The following is an 18,189-nucleotide window of genomic DNA, read 5'->3' on the forward strand; positions in this document are numbered from 1 at the left end:
GGGCCGTTGTCCCAGGCATTTGATGACGCCAATCTGCATAAGATCTGGAGCTACTACGACCGCGGCGAATCAAGGATCGGCTATCGCTACATCCTCGGCGGCACCAAGCACTTCGGTTTCTACGGGCCCGGGCAGACGCGATGGGCCTTCACCGCGGCCATGCGGCGGATGGAGGACCGGCTCGGTGCCGAGTTGGCGCTGCCGGCCGGCTCGAAGGTGCTGGACGCGGGCTGCGGGATCGGCAACGTCGCCCGGGCCATGGCCGACCGGCATGGTCTGGACGTCACCGGCATCGACATCCTCGACTTCAACATCGCCGAGGCGAACCGGCGCTCCGCCAAGGCGGGGCTGACCAAGGCCACCCGTTTCCACATCGGCGACTACCATCACCTGCCGTTTCCCGACAGCTCCTTCGACGGCCTCTACACGATGGAGACATTCGTCCACTCCGCCGATCCGAAGGCGGCGCTCGCGGAGTTCAAACGGGTGCTCAAGCCCGGTGGAAAGCTGGTGATGTTCGAGTACTCGCGGACCCGCGACAGCGAGGTCTCGCCTGAGGCGAACCGGGCGATGCGGCGTGTCTGCGACGAAGCCGCCATGCCGGCCTGGTTGGAGCTCTACCACGGTGTGCTGGACGAGATGCTCGGCGCCGCCGGGTTCGCGGTCGAGAGTTCAGTCGACATCACCGCGAACATGATGCCGATGGCCTCGGCGTTCTACCTGATCGGCAAGTTCCCGTTCTGGGTCGGCCGGATCACCCGCCTCGAGTACAAGGTCGTCAACGCCATGAGCGCACGCATGATGTTCCGCTACAAGGAAGCCTGGCACTACGGCATCCACACCGCCGTGAACACCGACTGACCCGGCTCCGTGACCGTACGCTCACCGTGACCACAAATATCCAAGAACCCCTCACCAAGATCCATGGCTCCACCCCCTCCCCCGCCCCGATCATCGCAAGGTGGCACACCAGCGCGCACTGACCATCGACGGCGGCAAGTTCCTGCGGGGCGGACGGGAGCACCGGATCGTCTCCGCGGCGATCCACTACTTCCGGGTGCATCCGGAGTTGTGGCGGGATCGTCTGGAGCGGTTGCGGGCCATGGGGTGCAATACCGTCGAGGTCTACATCGCGTGGAACTTCCATCAGGCGGCGCCCGGGCCGGCGCGGTTCGACGGGTGGCGGGACGTCGCCGCGTTCGTCCGGCTCGCCGACGAGCTCGGGTTGGATGTCATCGCGCGGCCGGGTCCCTACATCTGCGCGGAGTGGGACTTCGGCGGGTTGCCCGCGTGGCTGCTGGCCGACGAGGACGTGCGGCTGCGCACCACCGATCCGGTGTATCTGGCGGCTGTGGACCGGTGGTTCGATCAGCTCGTGCCGGTCCTGGCCGCGTTGCAGGTGTCGCGTGGTGGGCCGATCGTCGCGGTGCAGATCGAGAACGAGTACGGCAGTTTCGGCGATGATCCCGAGTACCTCGACCATCTTCGCAAGGGTCTGGTCGAGCGGGGGATCGACGCGCTGCTGTTCACGTCCGACGGGCCGGAGGAGCTGATGCTGGCCGGGGGGACCGTGCCGGAGGTGCTGGCGACGGTGAACTTCGGGTCGCGGGCCGCCGAGGGGTTCGCCAGGCTGCGGCGTCGGCGGCCGGACGATCCCGCCATGTGCATGGAGTTCTGGAACGGCTGGTTCGACCACTTCGGCGAGCCGCACCACACCCGCGACGCGGAGGACGCCGCCCGCACCCTCGACGAGATCCTCGCCGACGGCGGCTCGGTCAACTTCTACATGGGCCACGGCGGCACCAACTTCGGCTTCTGGGCCGGGGCCAACCACTCCGGCGTCCTGGCCGCCGATCCCGGCTATCAGCCCACGATCACCAGCTACGACTACGACGCCCCGGTCGGCGAGGCCGGCGAGCTGACGCCCAAGTTCCACGCCTTCCGCGACGTCCTCGCCAAGTACGTCGAGCTCCCGGACGCCGATCCGCCGGCGCCGCTGCCCCGCGTGAGCCCGCAGACCGTCGCCGCGCCGCGGATCGGTGCCCTGCGCGACCACCTCGACGTGCTGGCCGCCCCCGGCGCCCCCGGCGCCCCCCTCCACCACCCCACGCCCCAGCCGATCGAGAAGCTCGGCCACTCGTTCGGGCTGGTCCACTACCGCCGCCGCGTCGCCGGTCCCGCCCGGACCCACACGCTGCGGATCGAAGGCGTCCGCGACCTCGCGCACGTCTTCGCCGAGGGCAGGCTGCTCGGCGTGTTGGAGCGCGACAAGCCGGAGCAGACCCTCGTCCTCCAGGTCCCTGATGAGGGTCTGGACCTGGAGATCCTGGTCGAGCCGCTCGGGCGGGTCAACTACGGCCCGCACCTGGCCGATCGCAAAGGTCTCATCGGGGGCGTGCGGCTCGACCACCAGTTCCAGTTCGGATGGGAGCACCGTGTGCTGCCGCTGACGGATGTGGCGGCGATCGTCGCCGCAGCGGATCAGGGGCCTGCGAAGACAGCCGAAGGCCCCGCCTTCCATCGTGCGACCGTCACCCTCCCGGAGCCCGCCGACGCCTTCGTCGCCGTCCCCTCCTCGGCGCGAAGTCTGGTCTGGCTCAACGGGTTCCTGCTCGGCCGGCTGTGGGATCGCGGCCCCCAGGTCACCCTCTACGCCCCGGCACCGCTCTGGCACGCCGGCCACAACGAGCTCGTCGTCCTCGCCTTGGAACCGAGCCGAGGCGACGCGTCACAGAGCCTGGACATAGAGGTGCGCGGCGAACCCGACCTGGGCCCGCTCGCGCAGCCTTACACTCACGCGGACTACTGACGGCGTCAGGCGTCCCGCTTCTTCACCAGCACCAACGCCGTGGCGATCGAGATCACGGCCCAGCCGGCATACACCAGCCACGCGTGCGTGTGGCTGGCCGGCCACTTGCCCATGGTCTGATACGGATCCCTCGCCCAGAAGGTGAGAGTGTCTTCGGCGTTGCCCGGGAACAGGTGCCCGACCTCCACCACCCAGCGGTACTTGTCACCGCCGAAGAACGCAGGCAGCAGGAACAGGAACGCGACCACGGCGACGATGGAGGCCGTCGCGTTCCGGATGAGCGCGCCGAAGAGCATGCCGACCAGCGCGCACACCGGCACCACCAGCGTGTACGCGGCGATCGCGATCTGGGCGTCGTGGTCACCGATCGACGTTCCCACGTGCCGCGAAGCGAGCATCGCCTGGCCGCCCAGGAACGAGACCAGCGCGACGGCCAGCGCCAGGACGGTCGTGATCGCGCACAGCACCGTGACCTTGGCCGCCACCACCCCGCCCCGCTTGGGGACGGCGGCGAACGTGGTGCGGATCTGCCCCGTGGAGAACTCGCCGAACATCGTCAGCGCGCCGATCGCCGCGCCGCCGAGCATCATCAGCTGCACGGCGATCCGGGACAGGGAACGGCGCAGCGGGTCATAGTAGAAGTGCCAAACGTGGCCGTCCGGCATCACCTGGGTGGGATGCGCCAGATCGCGGTCGATGTACTGCAGATCGGAGTGCACCCCGTTCAGGTTGATGAACACCGTCGCCACCGCCGCCGCGAGCAGCACGAACCAGGTGGAGCGCAGCGACGCCACCTTGATCCACTCCATCCGGCACAGATCGCGGAAGCGAGGCCGGGGCTCGGCGGGCAGCTGCGCGGCGACAGGGCTCTTGGAGGCAGCGGTCATGGTGCTCATCGGGTCTCTCCAGCGGCGTATTCGACGGCGTCGGCCGTCAGTTCCATGAACGCCTTCTCCAGCGAGGCGTTCTGCGTGGCCAGCTCGGCCAGCATGATGTTGTTGTGCCAGGCCAGCTCGCCGATCCGGGCCGCCGACAGCCCGGCCACGCTGAGCCCGCCGTCGCTCGCGGCCCCCACCGACGCGCCCTCCGCGGCCAGGATCGCGGCCAGCGCGCCCGCCTCCGGCGTGTGCACCAGGACGGTGGCCTGCGAGCCCCGCCGCGAGAACTCGACCAGCGTCTCGTCCGCGATGAGCCTGCCCCGGCCGATCACCACCAGGCGTTCGGCGGTGTGCTCCATCTCCGACATCAGATGGCTGGAGACGAACACCGTCCGCCCTTCCTTCGCCAGCCGCTGGAACATCTCCCGCACCCAGCGCACGCCCTCCGGGTCCAGCCCGTTCAGCGGCTCGTCGAACAGCAGCACCGGCGGATCGCCCAGCAGCGCTCCGGCGATGCCCAGCCGCTGCTTCATCCCCAGCGAGAACCCGCCGATCCGTTTGCGGCCGGCCTCGGCCAGCCCGACTTCCTCCAGCACCTCGCCGACGCGGCGCAGCGGGATCCGGTTGGACACAGCCAGCGACTTCAGGTGCGCCACCGCCGACCGGCCGCCGTGGATGTCCTGCGCGTCCAGCAGCGCGCCGACGTGCCGCAGGCCGCGCGGGCGGTCGGCGAACGGCCGGCCGTCGACGGTCACGGCACCGGCGGACGGCGCGTTCAGGCCCAGGATCATGCGCAGGGTGGTGGACTTCCCCGATCCGTTCGGACCCAGGAAGCCGGTGACCGTCCCGGAACGCACCGCGACGGTCAAGTGGTCCACGGCTGTCTTGTCGCCGTAGCGCTTGGTCAGTTCAGTCAGCTCGATCACGGGGACCACACTGCCGACGGCGCGCGTAAACCCGCATCGGCCCGCCGGTCCCATGACGAACGCACACGTTAGCCCCGGGATGTAAGCCCGCGAGCCGATGTATCGCCCCTGGACGGATGTCTACGATCATGCCGTGGAGACAACGCCTCGTGGCCGCTGGTTCGTGGACGGCTTCCTCGTGGCCATGTACGTGGTACTGGTCGCGGTCGCCGTGCCGGAGCTGCGGCCGCACACCGAGATGGAGTACTTCCGGAACGGCATCCCCAGCCCCGTCGTCGGATGGGAGATCCCGCCGGGGACGACCAGATACACCCGCGTCTACGGCGGCGACAACTGGACACGGTCGCTGCCCATGCTGCTGACGGTGCTGCTGCTACCGATGCTGCGCCGCCGCCCGCTGGTCGCCGCTTTCAGCCTGGCCCTGGCCGAACTGGCGGTGGGCACGGCCAACGCCGCCGGCGACGCTCGCTACGTGTTGTTCGTCGCCGCGGATCTCGTGGTGATGGACATCGCCCTCCACGCCCCCCGGCGCACGTCCCTGAAGGCCGCGGCCTTCGTCCTCTCCGGCGCCCTGGCCGGCACGATCGTCGCCCCGCCGGGCGCCTCGTCGCTGCTGGGCACCCACCTGATCGTCATCCTGCTGCTGACGACGGTGGCCTGGCTGATCGGCAACTCGGTCCGGGAACGCCGGGCCGGCGCCGCCCGACAGCGCGCCGACGCGGCCGCGCAGGCGGTGTCCAACGAGCGGCTGCGCATCGCCCGCGAACTGCACGACATGATCGCGCACAGCATCGGGATCATCGCCATCCAGGCCGGCATGGGCAACCGGGTCATCGCCACCCAGCCCGGCGAGGCCCGCAAGGCTCTGCAGGCCATCGAGGAGACCAGCCGGGACACGCTGTCCCAGCTGCGCCGGACGCTGACCGCGCTGCGCCAGGGCGACGTCGCCGGAACGCCCACCGACCCCGCGCCGGGCCTGGCCGATCTGGACAAGCTCGTGGCCTCCACCCAGCGCGCCGGCGTGCTCGCGATCGTCGAGACCGGCGGCCTGCCGCGGCCGCTGCCCGGCGAGGTGGACCTCGCGGCCTACCGCATCATCCAGGAGTCCGTGACCAACGTGGTGCGGCACTCCGGCGCCCGCACCTGCCACGTCACCGTGGAGTACGGTGAGGGAGCGGTCACGATCACGGTCGCCGACGACGGGCACGGCGTGCTCGGGTCCGGCGGCACCGGCTTCGGCCTGGTCGGGATGCGCGAACGCGTCAGCCTGGTGCACGGGGAGTTCAGCGCCGGACCGCGGCCCGGGGGCGGGTTCCTGGTCCGCGCCAAGCTTCCGGTGCCGGGGTTCGGGACCGTCTTCGGCGGTCCGGGTGCGGACCCGGGTCCGAATCCGGACCCGGAGAACCCCGAGTCGGCCGACGCCCCGCAGGACCCTGACAGCGATCCGTCCGTGCGCGACGCCTCCGCGGCGCCGTCGGCACCCGACCAGAACCCGGCGGTGACTTCGTGACCAGCGAGACGAGCAGCGACCCGAGCGACGACCTGACGGCGCGACCGGCCCCGATCCGGGTCGTCCTGGCCGACGACCAGCCGCTGATCCGGACCGGTCTCCGGGTCCTGATCAACGACGCGCCGGACATCGTGGTGGTCGGCGAGGCCGGCACCGGTGCCGAGGCCGTGAAGCTGGTGGCGGAGCATCGCCCCGACATCGCGGTGATGGACATCCGGATGCCGGAGATGGACGGCATCGAGGCCACCCGCCGGATCACCGACGCGACCGACGCCACCCGCGTCGTCATGCTCACCACGTTCGACGACGACGAGTACGTCTACTCGGCCCTGCGCGCCGGCGCCAGCGGCTTCCTGGTGAAGGACATGGCGCTGGACTCGATCCTGGACGCGGTCCGGGTGGTGGCCTCCGGCGACGCGCTGATCGCGCCGAGCGTCACCCGCAGGCTGATCGCCGAGTTCGCGGTGCGGCCGGAGCCGGCGCGGGCCCGCGGCGTGGACGACTCGCTGCTGGGCGGCGTGACCGAGCGCGAGCGCGAGGTGCTGACACTGGTCGGGCGGGGGATGTCGAACAGCGAGATCGCCGAGGAGCTGTTCATCAGCGCCGCCACCGCGAAGGCGCACGTGGCGCGGCTGTTCACCAAGCTCGGCGCGCGCGACCGGGTGCAGCTGGTCATCACGGCGTTCGAGGCCGGGCTGGTGACGACCACGCGGTGACGCCGCGCGGCGGGTGCTCAGTCCAGCGCCGCGTCGACCACCTTCGGCACCTCCTTCTCAGCGATCTGCCGACAGGCGGCCTTCCATTCCTCGAGGGAGTGCGTCGGCGGATTGGGCACCGTCACTCTCACCGTCGCGTTGCGCTTCAGCGTCATCACCGTGCAGGTCGAGTCGCTGTAGGTGATCGACCCGTAGCGCACGCCGGGCTTCAGCTCGTCCCACTGCTTGGTCTGCCGATTGTAGAAGTCGTCGGCTCGCGACCTGCCGTCGTGGACGGCCTTGTCAGGGTACGGCCCCGAGGTGATGATGTTCAGATCGCCCGCCCTGAACAGCTCGACGTCCACGTCGATCGGAAGGGCTTTGCATTCGATGTCCGTGACCGCGAGGGGCCTCCCGCGGAAGTCCTTCGCGGTCACATCGGTCACGTTCTGGCCCACGGTCAGCGCCGGCTTGCCCGGCAGCGCCGACGCGATCTTCTGGCACGTCGGCAGGGCCTTGTAGTCGCCGTCACCGTCTCCGAACGCCAGCACCGCCGTCGTCGTCCCGGCCGCGGCCAGGACGACGACGACTGCTGCTGTCCCCCATGTCCTTCGCTTCATTGGGGGATTATGGCAGCGGCAGCGGCAGCGTCCATTTCTGGTTCGTGCCGCCGTTGCAGTCCCAGATCTCCAGCTGGGTGCCGTTGGCGGTGTTGAACGCGGGGTCGTCCAGGCAGCGTCCGGACTGCACGCCCTTCAGCGAGCCGTCGGCCTGCGCCACCCACTGCTGGTTCGTGCCGCCGTTGCACTCCCACAGCTCGACCAGCGTGCCGTTGCCCGTGCCGTTGCCGGTCACGTCCAGGCACTTGCCGGCCGGACCGCCGAGCTGCAGCTGGCCGTTGGCCCAGTACCAGGTCTGGGCCGCGCTGTTGTTGCAGTCCCACATCTGGACGTGGGTGCCGTCGACGGTCGAGCCGCCGTTGTCGTCCATGCACTTGCCCGCCATCCCGGAGGCGACCGGACCGAGGTGCGTACCGGAGCCGTTGCCCGGGGTCAGCGCGAAGTTGTCGAACTCCTCGGTCTGATACCCGGTCACCGCGAGGCCTGCCTGGCCGTTGGTGAAGGTGGCGTCGGTGGCGGTGCCGACGGTCCTGCCGTCGATCGACGCGGTCAACGTCGACCCCTGCATCTGGAACGCGAGGTGGTGCCAGCTGTTCAGGCCGAGGCCGGAGACGGTGCCGCTGGCGAGCGTCGTGAAGGTCCACGACGTGTCGCTGCGCTGGATGGACCACGCCCCGCTGTCGGAGACGCGGAAGTGGTACGCGTTCAGGCCGTTGTTGTTGCGGCCCTGCTGGTTGATCCGGCCCAGCAGCTCCACACTCCCGGACTGCTCCAACAGCGTGTCGGCGGCCACGGTGTAGTTGCCCCAGCTCAGATCACCCATCATGGTGTAGGGCATCGGGTCGGCCTCGTCCGTCCAGCGGATCGGCGTGGTCGCCGCCATCTGGCGCAGGCAGGTGCCGGAGCGGCCGCCGCCGCAGGCGACGGTCTCGTAGGCGCCGTTCATGTCGGCGAAGTACTTGGGCGAGGTGCTGGCGGCCGCGGTCTCGAAGTTGTCGGAGTACGGCAGCGCCAGGGCGGCCGGCGCGGGCGACGTCGCAGTGCCCTTACCCTGACCGGTCGTCGTGGTGAGGGTGTAGACGTAACCGGGCTGGAGAGTCAACGTGTACGAGCCGCCGGACGGGGTGACGTCGGTGGCGTGCACGAAGTAGTCCGAGGAGCTGGCCGACTTCAGGTTCGTCTGCCAGACGTGGACGGTGCCCGTGGACAGGCCGCCGGCGACGTGCACCGACAGGGTCTGCGCGGCGGTGGCGTCGACGGTCTCGACGACGGTGCTGTAGTCCGTGTTGTTCGTGGACTTCAGCGTGACGTAGCTGCCGTTCGACCGGTTGCCGCCGAGGTAGCCGCTCGCGCTGTCGATGTAGTGCCAGCCGGGCTGCGTGAACTGGGTCGTGTGCGCGGTGACCCAGGTGGTCTTGCCGATCGTGTACGCGCCGGACCACGGCTGCGCGGCGATCGACATGCCGTCGGTGCCGAAGTACAGGTTCGGGTAGAGCGCGGCGATGACCGGCCAGTTGATGTACGCGGTCATCTTGCCGTCGAGGTAGTCGCGGTTGATGGCGCGGGCGACCGGGATCGCGCCGTCGTCGGCGTCCTCGGAGCCGTTCTCACTGGCCCACAGCGGCTTGCCCAGGCTCTGGGCGTTGGCGGTGCTGGGGCACGAGGTGAAGCTGCCGAGGTAGCCGCAGGGGTAGTGGACGCCGACGATGTCCACGGAGTTGTTGAAGGTGGAGTCGGAGACCATGGCGTCGGCGACGTCCCAGCCGCTGTCGGCGGAGACGACCTTGGTGGCGTAGCCGTGGGAGGTCAGGGCGCTCTTGAGGCTCTCGTACCAGCCCTTGTTGTAGCCGCGCTCGTTCCAGCCGCCAAGGTAGTCGATGGTCAGGTTGTGCTGCTTGGCGCAGCCGAACCAGTCCATGAGGTAGGTGATCGTGTCGGTCGACCAGAAGCCGCCGCTGATCCAGCCGGGGGCTCCCCAGGCGAGGCCGTAGAGCTTGATATCGGGGTTGCGGGCCTTGGCCTGCGCGGCGAGCCACCATTCGTAGCCCTGGTTGCAGTCGACGGCGCCGCGGGTGTGCTCGACGGTCGCCTCGGCGCCGTCGGTGGAGTTGGTGTCGCCGCCGATCTCCATCTTGAGGATCTGGAGGGAGGCGCCGTAGCCGGGCTTGAAGAGGTAGTCGAGGAGCTGGGTGCGCTGGGGTTCGGGGTAGTCGATCAGGAGGCGGGAGTTGCCCCCGCCGCCGCTGATGGCACCCACGCCGTCGAAGGTGAGGCCGGGCTTGGTGCCGTCGACGGTGATCGAGGTGGTGGTGGCCGCGTGCGCCGTGGGAGAAGCGACGGTCAGGACGCTGAAGAGCAGGGCGAGGACGGTCGCCAGGGCGGCGGCCGTCGCGGACGTGGTGCGGGTGCCTGTGGTGCGTCGTCTTGCGATGTAGGGCATGTCACGCTCCAACAAATCCCACTACGAATAAACGGGAACGATCGCAACCGAACACAGTAAGGGGGCTGTCACCCATCGTCAACGATCGCCGGCGCCCGGCTTCCGTTCCGCACTTCAGACGCCGCGTTGACAGAGTACTGATGTGACCATACGCTCCCCGGCAGCCGTACCGTGACCTGCGCGAAACCGCTTCGAAACAACAAATTCGCTCCCGGGACGGGGAGCGGAGCCGTCGAAGGGATCAGCCAGTGCGTACCAGAGCCCTGTTGAGTGCCGTGGCGCTGGTGGCGGGAAGCGTCGCCACCGCTCTTGTCCCGTCCGGCGCCGGTCCGGCCCATGCCGCGAGCTGTCCCTGGGTGGGGTCGACCGCGCCGGTGGAGACCCGGGTCGGACAGGTGATGGCGCAGATCACGCAGAGCGAGGAGATCGCTCTGGTGCACGGGGTTTCGGGGACCTACGTGGGGAACGTGCCGGCCGACGCGCGGCTGTGTATCCCCGCCCTGACGTTGCAGGACGGTCCGGCAGGCGTCGGCGACGGCCTGAACGGCGTCACACAGCTGCCCGCGCCGGTGGCGGGGGCGGCCACGTGGGACACGGCCGCGGTGCGGCAGTACGGGACGGTGCTCGGGGCGGAGCAGGCCGGGAAGGGTGTCAACGTCGAGCTCGGTCCGACGATCAACATCGTGCGGGATCCGAGGTGGGGGCGGGCTTTCGAGTCCAACGGCGAGGACCCCTATCTGGCCGGCAGCGTCGGCGCCGCCTCCATCCAGGGCATCCAGTCCCAGGGCGTGCTGGCCCAGGTGAAGCACCTCGCGGTGTACAACCAGGAGACCGATCGCAACACGAGTTCTGACGACGCCGTCGTCGCCGAGCGCACGATGCAGGAGATCTACCTGCCGCAGTTCCAGGCGGCGGTGAAGGCCGGCGTGGCATCGGCGATGTGCTCGTACTCGGTGGTCAACGGTGCCTACGCGTGTGACAACGGGTACCTGCAGGAGACGTCGTTCAAGTCGCAGTTCGGCTTCAACGGATTCATCACCTCCGACTGGGGCGCCACCCACTCCACCGCGTCCTCGGCGATGCACGGCTTGGACATGGAGATGCCGGGCGCCTCGTACTTCGGGTCGGCGCTGGACACCGCGGTGACGAATGGGCAGGTGCCCAAGTCGCGGCTGGACGACATGGTGAAGCGGATCCTGCGGGAGATGTTCGCGTTCGGGCTCTTCGACCGCGCGGCGACCGGCTCCCCCGGCGCGACCGTCACCACCCCGGCCCACGCGGCCACCGCGAAGTCGATCGCGGAGGAGGGAAGCGTGCTGTTGAAGAACAACGGCGCTCTGCTTCCGCTGTCGACCTCCTCGACGCACTCCATAGCCGTCATCGGCGACAGCGCGGGCACGGACGCCATGAGCGCCGGCGGTGGCAGCGCGGCGGTGAACGCGCCGTATGTCGTGACGCCGGTGCAGGGCATCACGTCGCGAGCCGGGTCGGGGGTCGACGTCACGTACACGCAGGGTCCCGCGCCGAACGGCGCGCTACCGACCGTTCCGAGCAGCGCCTTGTCGGTGACGGGTTCGTACTACCCGAACATGACGCTCTCGGGTTCCCCCACCTTCACGCGCTCCGACTCCACGATCGACTTCAACTGGCACGGTTCGTCCCCCGGCTCCGGCCTCGGAGGAACGGGTTGGTCGGCCAAGTGGGTCGGGACGATCAAGGCGCCCACGACGGGGACCTACACCTTCTCCTTGACCAGCGACGACGGCAGCCGGATGTCAGTCAACGGGACGCAGATCATCGACAACTGGAGCGATCACGCCTCGTCGACGGCCACCGGGACTGTGAGCCTGACAGCAGGCCAGGCGACGCCGATCGAGGTCGACTACTACCAGAACGGCGGACTGTCGAACGTGACGCTCGGATGGCAGCCGCCGGGCGACGACCCGATCGCGGACGCCGCCGACGCGGCACGCGCCGCGGATGTCGCCGTCGTCTTCGCCTCCGACTTCGAGAGCGAGGGCTCCGACCTCTCCTCGATCACCCTGCCGGGGCAGCAGGACCAGCTGATCTCCGCGGTGGCGGCCGCGAATCCGCACACCGTGGTGGTGCTGAACACCGGGTCAGCGGTGGCGATGCCGTGGTTGAACCAGGTGGCGGGCGTCGTCGAGGCCTGGTATCCCGGGCAGGAGGACGGGAACGCGATCGCCGCCCTGCTGTTCGGCGACGTGAACCCGTCGGGCAAGCTGCCGGTGACGTTCCCCGCGAGCTTGGCGGACGTGCCGGCGTCGACCGCTGCGCAGTGGCCCGGGACCGGCGGGACCGTGCAGTACTCGGAGGGCGTGAAGGTCGGCTACCGGTGGTACGACGCGCAGAACATCACGCCGTTGTTCCCCTTCGGGTTCGGGTTGTCTTACACGACCTTCGGCTTCAGCGGTCTGACGGTCTCGGCGCCCGACTCGTCGGGCGACGTCGCGGTCTCGGCGACGGTCACCAACACGGGCAGCGTCGCGGGCTCGGATGTGGCGCAGCTGTATGTCGCCGATCCCGCGTCGACCGGCGAACCGCCGAAGCAGCTCAAGGGCTTCCAGCGCGTGACCCTCGACCCGGGTGCCAGCACGACGGTGCACTTCACGGTGGGGACCCACGACCTCGCGTACTGGAACGAGACCGCCCACGGCTGGACGACCCCGGCGGGAACGTACGGCGTGCTGGTCGGCGACTCGTCGCGCGACCTGCCGCTGAGCGGATCGGTGGCGGTGAACACCACGACCGCGCCTCATACCGGACCGGTCGTGGGCATCGCGGGTCTGTGTCTGGACGACAAGTCGGCCTCGACGGCGAACGGCAACCCGATCACGATCTACACCTGCAACGGGACGAACGCCCAGCAGGTGACGGTGACGAGCGACCACCGTCTGACGGTGCTCGGCAAGTGCGTGGACATCACCAGCGCCGGCACCGCGAACGGGACGAAGGTGCAGCTGTACGACTGCAACGGGACCGGCGCGCAGATCTGGGAGCCGCAGAGCGACGGGGCCCTGCTGAACCCGTTGTCGGGACGATGCTTGGACGATCCGGCGGGGTCGACGACGCCGGGGACGCAGCTGCAGATATATGACTGCAATGGGACGGCGGCTCAGAGTTGGAGGTTGCCGTAGGGCGGGGACGAAGGGGCTGAGAACTGTTGCGGTTCGGGGCGTCGGCGTGGACCGACTCCCCGTCAGCCCGCCTCCCCCAGCTCCCGCTCCAGCGGTGTCCGGAACCGCGGCGTCACGCGCGTCTCCCCCAAGATGCCCTGCCAGCGCTCCGCCTCGGACTCGACCGCCTTCGCCGCCTCGTGACCGACGTCGCGAAGGAGACGCGTGGCAATCGTTCCGTCCGACCGCTGCGCCCACCCACCGACCACCTCACCGTTCCACCACACCGTGGGGCCGACGTTGCCCGCGCGGTCGAAGAGCTGCGGGCGAAGCTCGTCCGGCAAGTACCAGTCGCGGAGCTGCCATCCCATCGCCGTCGGGTCCAATCCCGGCAGAAGCGCGGCCCACGGCTCCACGTCTTCCTGCGGTTCGAGGTCGTCGGGGAGGAGCCAGCCGATGCCCACCTCCAGGACCACCTCCACCGCCCCGACCGCCTTCAGCGCTCGGCGGGCGTCGGTGACCTTCCAGCCCGTCCACCACTTCAGATCAGCCTCGGTCGCCGGCCCGAAGGCCCGCAGCCACTCCCGGGCCAAAGCCGCCTGCGCCTCGGGGACCGGCATGTCCGCGTGCCCGACCCCCGGCTCCCACCGGTGCTGGCTCGACAGCCACGAGCCGACCGGGCGGCCCCGCGTGATCGCGCCGTCGAAGCCCAGCACCCGCAGGACCCGGCCGGACGCGGGCTGCCACGTCTCCCACTTGGTCCCCTTGCCGTACAGCACCTGGTCGCGCAGCGCCGGCACGGCCTTGCCCAGCTCCGCACCGGTGACCGAGCCGCGCCGGCGCACCTCGGCGACGGTCGCCGCCTCGACCGCCTCGACCCACGCGTCGTCCAGGCCGCCGTCGCGGGCGTTCTTGACCAGGAGCGCCCGCTCCTTGCCCCACAGCTCACGGGTGGTCGACGCCTGGACGACGGCAGCCAGCTCGCGGGGGAACACGAACAGGGTCTGGCGCATACCGTGCATGCGGACCAGCGTCCGGTCGTCGTACAGGGCGCGCTCCACATCGCCGGTGTCCGGCTTCGCCATGCGGGCCAAGGCAGAGAGGTACACCGTGGCAGCGTCTGTGGAGTGCAGCGCCACCAGTGCGTCGGCGACGGCCTCGGGCGTGGTCGCGCGGGTGGTGGGCGCGAGGAGGTGGCGGCTCGCCAAGCGTGCTCGGCGTTCCCCGGTGCTGACTGAGCGTGCGGTCACGCGTTCATCTTGCGCAGCGAGCGCAGGGAACGCCACCCGATTGCGCCGATGGCAAGTCCGGCGGTGATGGAGACGACGACCAGGACGAGGTGGACCAGGAAGAAGGAGGTCGGCCCGTTATCCCAGGAGCGGTGGTCCTGCCAGATGGCCTTCAGGAAGCGGGGCCAGATGAGGAGGGACCAGGCCCCGAAAGCCAGGAGGAACCATGATGCGACACGCCCGAGTTTCACTTGCTCTCCTCGCCTACCTGGGATCCAGGAAACCCTACCCGGCCGAGCCGCCCGGGCCTCTCCCGACCTGTTTTAGACTTCACGTGCCCCGCCAGCCTCACCCCCGCAGGAGGATTTCCCGTGTCCGATTCCTTCGTCCACCTGCACGTTCACACCGAGTACTCGATGCTGGACGGTGCGGCACGACTGAAGGACATGTTCAAGCACGCAGTCGAGTTGGGCATGCCCGCGGTGGCCATGACCGACCACGGGAACATGCACGGCGCGGCGGACTTCACGAAGCAGGCGCAGGGCGCCGGGGTGAAGCCGATCATCGGCATCGAGGCGTATGTGGCGCCCGAGTCGCGCTACAACCAGAAGCCGATCCGGTGGGGCCAGCCGCACCAGAAGTCCGACGACGTGTCCGGTGGTGGTCTGTACGGACACGCCACGATCTGGGCGAAGAACGTCACCGGGCTCCAGAACCTCACGAAGCTCTCATCCCGGGCCTTCACCGAAGGGTTCGCGCGGAAGTACCCGCGCATGGACGCGGAGTTGATGGCGCAGCACTCCGAGGGGCTGATGGCCACCACCGGCTGCCCCTCGGGCTTCGTGCAGACCCGGCTGCGGCTGGGCCAGGAGAAGGAAGCACTGGAAGCCGCGGCGCAGTACCAGGACATCTTCGGCAAGGAGAACTTCTACCTGGAGCTGATGGACCACGGCCTCGACATCGAGACCCGGGTCCGCGAGGGGCTGCTGGACATCGGGCGCAAGCTCAACATCCCGCCGGTGGTGACCAACGACTCGCACTACACGTACCAGCACGAGTCCACCGCGCACGACGCCCTGCTGTGCATCCAGACCGCCTCGAACATCGCCGACCCCGACCGGTTCAAGTTCGGCGGTGACGGCTACTACCTGAAGTCCGCCGACGAGATGCGGGCCATCAACAGCGACGACATCTGGCAGGAGGGCTGCCGGAACACGTTGCTGATCGCGGAGAAGGTGAATCCGGAGGGGATGTTCGCCTACCGGAACCTGATGCCGAGGCTGGACCCGCCGGACGGGCTCACCGAGGACGAGTGGTTCCGGAAGCTGGCGTTCGACGGGCTGGCCAAGCGGTTCCCGGCGGGGCCGCCGGATGAGAAGACCTACGTCGACCGGCTGGAGTTCGAGCTCGGCGTCATCCTGCAGATGGGGTTCCCGTCCTACTTCATCGTGGTCGCGGACTTCATCAACTGGGCCAAGGACAACGGCATCGCCGTGGGGCCGGGCCGCGGGTCCGCGGCCGGATCGCTGGTGGCCTACTCGCTGGGCATCACCGACGTCGACCCGATCCCGTTCGACCTGCTCTTCGAGCGGTTCCTGAACCCGGACCGGGTCACGCCCCCCGACATCGACATCGACTTCGACGACCGCCGCCGCTCGGACGTGATCCGCTACGTCACCGAGAAGTACGGCGAGGACAAGGTGGCGATGATCGCCACGTTCGGGCGGATCAAGGCGAAGGCGGCGATCAAGGACGCCTCGCGCATCCTGGGCTACCCGTTCGCGATGGGCGACCGCATCACCAAGGCGATGCCGCCGGACGTGATGGGCAAGTCGATGCCGCTGACCGGGGTGTTCGACAGCAAGCACCCGCGGTTCGGCGAGGCCGGCGAGATCCGGGGGATGTACGAGCAGGACCCGGACGTCAAGAAGGTCATCGACACCGGCATGGGCGTCGAGGGCCTGATCCGGCAGCCCGGCGTGCACGCGGCCGGCGTCATCATCTCGCCGGAGACCATCACCGACCACGTCCCGGTCATGATGCGGCCCGCCGACGGCGTCATCATCACGCAGTTCGACTACCCGACCTGCGAGGAAATCGGCCTGATCAAGATGGACTTCCTGGGTCTCAGGAACCTGACGATCATCACCGACGCCCTGAACAACGTGGAGACCACCACCGGCAAGCGGCTGAACACCCTGGAGTTCCCGCTCGACGACCCGCTGACCTACGAACTGCTGTGCCGCGGCGACACGCTGGGCGTGTTCCAGCTGGACGGCGGCCCGCTGCGCTCGCTGCTGCGGCAGATGCGCCCGGACAACTTCGAGGACGTCTCCGCCATCATCGCCCTGTACCGGCCGGGGCCGATGGGCGCGAACTCGCACATCAACTACGCCGAGCGCAAGAACAACCGGCAGCCGATCACCCCGATCCACCCGGAGCTGGAGAAGCCGCTGGAGGAGGTGCTCGGCGTCAGCTACGGCCTGATCATCTACCAGGAGCAGGTGATGGCGGCCGCGCGGGTGCTCGCCGGCTACTCCCTGGCCCAGGCCGACCTGCTGCGCCGGGCGATGGGCAAGAAGAAGAAGGAAGTCCTCGACAAGGAGTACGTGGGCTTCGAGAAGGGCATGGCCGACAACGGCTTCTCGGCCCAGGCCACCAAGGCGGTGTGGGACGTCCTGGTCCCGTTCGCCGACTACGCGTTCAACAAGTCGCACTCGGTGGCCTACGGTTTCATCGCGTATCAGACCGCGTATCTCAAGGCCCACTACCCCGCCGAGTACATGGCCGCGCTGCTCACCTCGACGGCCACCGACAAGGACCGCTCGGCGATCTACCTGGCCGAGTGCCGCCGGATGGGCATCAAGGTGCTGCCGCCGGACGTCAACGACTCCCTGCACCAGTTCACCCCGGTGGGCTCGGACATCCGCTTCGGTCTCGGCGCGATCCGCAACGTCGGCGAGAACGTGGTCTCCTCGATCATCGCCACCCGCAAGGCCAAGGGCCGGTTCACGTCGTTCAACGACTTCCTGGCCAAGGTGGACCTGCCGGTCTGCAACAAGCGGACCATCGAGTCGCTGATCAAGGCCGGCGCCTTCGACTCCCTCGGACACTCCCGCCGCGGCCTGGTCGAGCAGCACGAGCGGGCCATCGACTCGGTGGTGGAGGTCAAGAAGCAGGAGGCGCTGGGCCAGGACTCGCTGTTCGGCTCGCTGCTGGACGGCGGCCAGGAGGCGATCACCGGCGGCGTCGAGATGACCTTCTCGGACATCGAGTGGGACAAGAAGGTGCTGCTCGGCTTCGAGCGGGAGATGCTGGGCCTGTACGTGTCCGACCACCCGCTGTCCGGCGTGGAGCACGTGCTGGCCTCCAAGGCCGACTGCTCGATCGCGGCGCTGACCGCGGACACCGAGCGCGCCGACGGTTCGATCGTGACCATCGCGGGCATCGTCTCGGGCCTGGCCCGCAAGGTCACCAAACAGGGCAACACCTGGGCCGCGGCCGCCATCGAGGACCTCGAGGGCGGCATCGAGACCATGTTCTTCCCGCAGACCTACCAGCTCTACGCCACCCAGCTGGCCGAGGACGCGGTGGTCGTGGTGAAGGGCCGGCTGGACCGGCGCGACGAGGTGCCGAAGCTGATCGCGATGGAGGTCGCGATGCTCGACATCTCCTCGGCCGGCAGCAGCGCCCCGGTGGTGCTGCACGTCTCCGAGGCCCGGGTGATCCCGGCCACCGTGGAGCGGCTCAAGCGGATCCTGACCAGCCACCCGGGGACCACGCCGGTGCGCGTGCACCTGCGCAGCCGGGACGAGAAGGTGGTCCGCTACCAGCTCGGCGACAACCTGAGGGTGTCCAACTCGCCGGCCCTGAGCTCCGATCTCAAGGTCCTGCTGGGCGCCGGCTGCTTCGGCGCCGAGCCCTCCCAGGCCGGGGAGTGAGGCC

At 69.2% G+C, this 18,189-nt stretch carries 12 protein-coding genes; 6 read left to right on the forward strand and 6 right to left on the reverse strand.

The window, feature by feature from the left end:
* Nucleotides 1–6: 6 nt before the first annotated feature.
* Together ABD466_RS34640 and ABD466_RS34645 are read left to right on the forward strand one after the other, a co-directional pair.
* The gene (locus ABD466_RS34640) at nucleotides 7–861 is read left to right on the forward strand and encodes a methyltransferase domain-containing protein (protein ID WP_344661467.1); all 855 of its coding nucleotides are present in this window, start codon (nucleotides 7–9) and stop codon (nucleotides 859–861) included.
* 100 nt (nucleotides 862–961) lie between these two features.
* Nucleotides 962–2,809 carry a glycoside hydrolase family 35 protein gene (locus tag ABD466_RS34645; protein ID WP_344661468.1) on the forward strand — a complete coding sequence of 616 codons (1,848 nt, stop codon included), beginning with the start codon at nucleotides 962–964 and terminating at the stop codon, nucleotides 2,807–2,809.
* Nucleotides 2,810–2,814: 5 nt separating this feature from the next.
* Here ABD466_RS34645 and ABD466_RS34650 read toward each other — a convergent pair whose 3' ends face one another.
* Both ABD466_RS34650 and ABD466_RS34655 read right to left on the reverse strand, forming a co-directional pair.
* Entirely contained in the window at nucleotides 2,815–3,705 is an 891-nt protein-coding gene (locus ABD466_RS34650) for an ABC-2 transporter permease (protein WP_344661469.1), read from the reverse strand.
* Complete coding sequence (locus ABD466_RS34655) at nucleotides 3,702–4,613, reverse strand: ATP-binding cassette domain-containing protein (protein WP_344661470.1); 912 nt, start codon at nucleotides 4,611–4,613, stop codon at nucleotides 3,702–3,704. Before ABD466_RS34655 ends, ABD466_RS34650 begins: the two co-directional genes overlap by 4 nt.
* 133 nt (nucleotides 4,614–4,746) lie before the next feature.
* Between ABD466_RS34655 and ABD466_RS34660 the strand changes: the two genes are divergently transcribed.
* Nucleotides 4,747–6,123 (forward strand): sensor histidine kinase, encoded by a 1,377-nt coding sequence (locus tag ABD466_RS34660; protein ID WP_344661471.1) that lies wholly within the window; start codon nucleotides 4,747–4,749, stop codon nucleotides 6,121–6,123.
* Nucleotides 6,120–6,839 carry a response regulator gene (locus ABD466_RS34665; RefSeq protein ID WP_344661472.1) on the forward strand — a complete coding sequence of 240 codons (720 nt, stop codon included), beginning with the start codon at nucleotides 6,120–6,122 and terminating at the stop codon, nucleotides 6,837–6,839. The genes ABD466_RS34660 and ABD466_RS34665 overlap by 4 nt, the downstream gene beginning before the upstream one ends.
* Before the next feature lie 17 nt (nucleotides 6,840–6,856).
* On the opposite strand, the gene ABD466_RS34670 is transcribed toward ABD466_RS34665, so the two are convergent.
* Both ABD466_RS34670 and ABD466_RS34675 read right to left on the reverse strand, forming a co-directional pair.
* On the reverse strand, nucleotides 6,857–7,438 hold the full coding sequence (locus ABD466_RS34670; RefSeq protein ID WP_344661473.1) for a hypothetical protein: 582 nt from the start codon (nucleotides 7,436–7,438) through the stop codon (nucleotides 6,857–6,859).
* Nucleotides 7,439–7,445: 7 nt separating this feature from the next.
* Nucleotides 7,446–9,878, reverse strand: coding sequence for a ricin-type beta-trefoil lectin domain protein (locus ABD466_RS34675; protein ID WP_344661474.1), 2,433 nt, complete (start codon nucleotides 9,876–9,878; stop codon nucleotides 7,446–7,448).
* A gap of 248 nt (nucleotides 9,879–10,126) precedes the next feature.
* Here ABD466_RS34675 and ABD466_RS34680 point away from each other — a divergent pair, with 248 nt between their 5' ends.
* A complete protein-coding gene (locus tag ABD466_RS34680; protein WP_344661475.1) occupies nucleotides 10,127–13,036 on the forward strand; it encodes a glycoside hydrolase family 3 C-terminal domain-containing protein in 2,910 nt (969 codons plus the stop codon).
* 62 nt (nucleotides 13,037–13,098) lie between these two features.
* Here the strand turns inward: ABD466_RS34680 and ABD466_RS34685 are convergent, their stop codons facing one another.
* Together ABD466_RS34685 and ABD466_RS34690 are read right to left on the reverse strand one after the other, a co-directional pair.
* Nucleotides 13,099–14,265, reverse strand: a complete 1,167-nt coding sequence (locus tag ABD466_RS34685) for a winged helix DNA-binding domain-containing protein (RefSeq protein ID WP_344661476.1) — start codon at nucleotides 14,263–14,265, stop codon at nucleotides 13,099–13,101.
* Nucleotides 14,262–14,495, reverse strand: coding sequence for an SCO4848 family membrane protein (locus ABD466_RS34690; protein WP_344661477.1), 234 nt, complete (start codon nucleotides 14,493–14,495; stop codon nucleotides 14,262–14,264). Before ABD466_RS34690 ends, ABD466_RS34685 begins: the two co-directional genes overlap by 4 nt.
* A gap of 120 nt (nucleotides 14,496–14,615) precedes the next feature.
* On the opposite strand from ABD466_RS34690, the gene dnaE reads away from it, so the two are divergent.
* Nucleotides 14,616–18,185: a DNA polymerase III subunit alpha gene (gene dnaE, locus ABD466_RS34695; RefSeq protein WP_344661478.1), complete on the forward strand. Its 3,570-nt coding sequence runs from the start codon at nucleotides 14,616–14,618 to the stop codon at nucleotides 18,183–18,185.
* Nucleotides 18,186–18,189 lie beyond the last annotated feature (4 nt).

The sequence above is a fragment of the Catenulispora subtropica genome, assembly GCF_039531675.1.
Lineage (GTDB): Bacteria > Actinomycetota > Actinomycetes > Streptomycetales > Catenulisporaceae > Catenulispora > Catenulispora subtropica.

Coding starts and splice junctions, on each gene's coding strand:
- ABD466_RS34650 (WP_344661469.1), bottom strand. CDS start 3,705: ATGAGCACCATGACCGCTGCCTCCAAGAGCCCTGTCGCCGCGCAGCTG.
- ABD466_RS34670 (WP_344661473.1), bottom strand. CDS start 7,438: ATGAAGCGAAGGACATGGGGGACAGCAGCAGTCGTCGTCGTCCTGGCC.
- ABD466_RS34675 (WP_344661474.1), bottom strand. CDS start 9,878: ATGCCCTACATCGCAAGACGACGCACCACAGGCACCCGCACCACGTCC.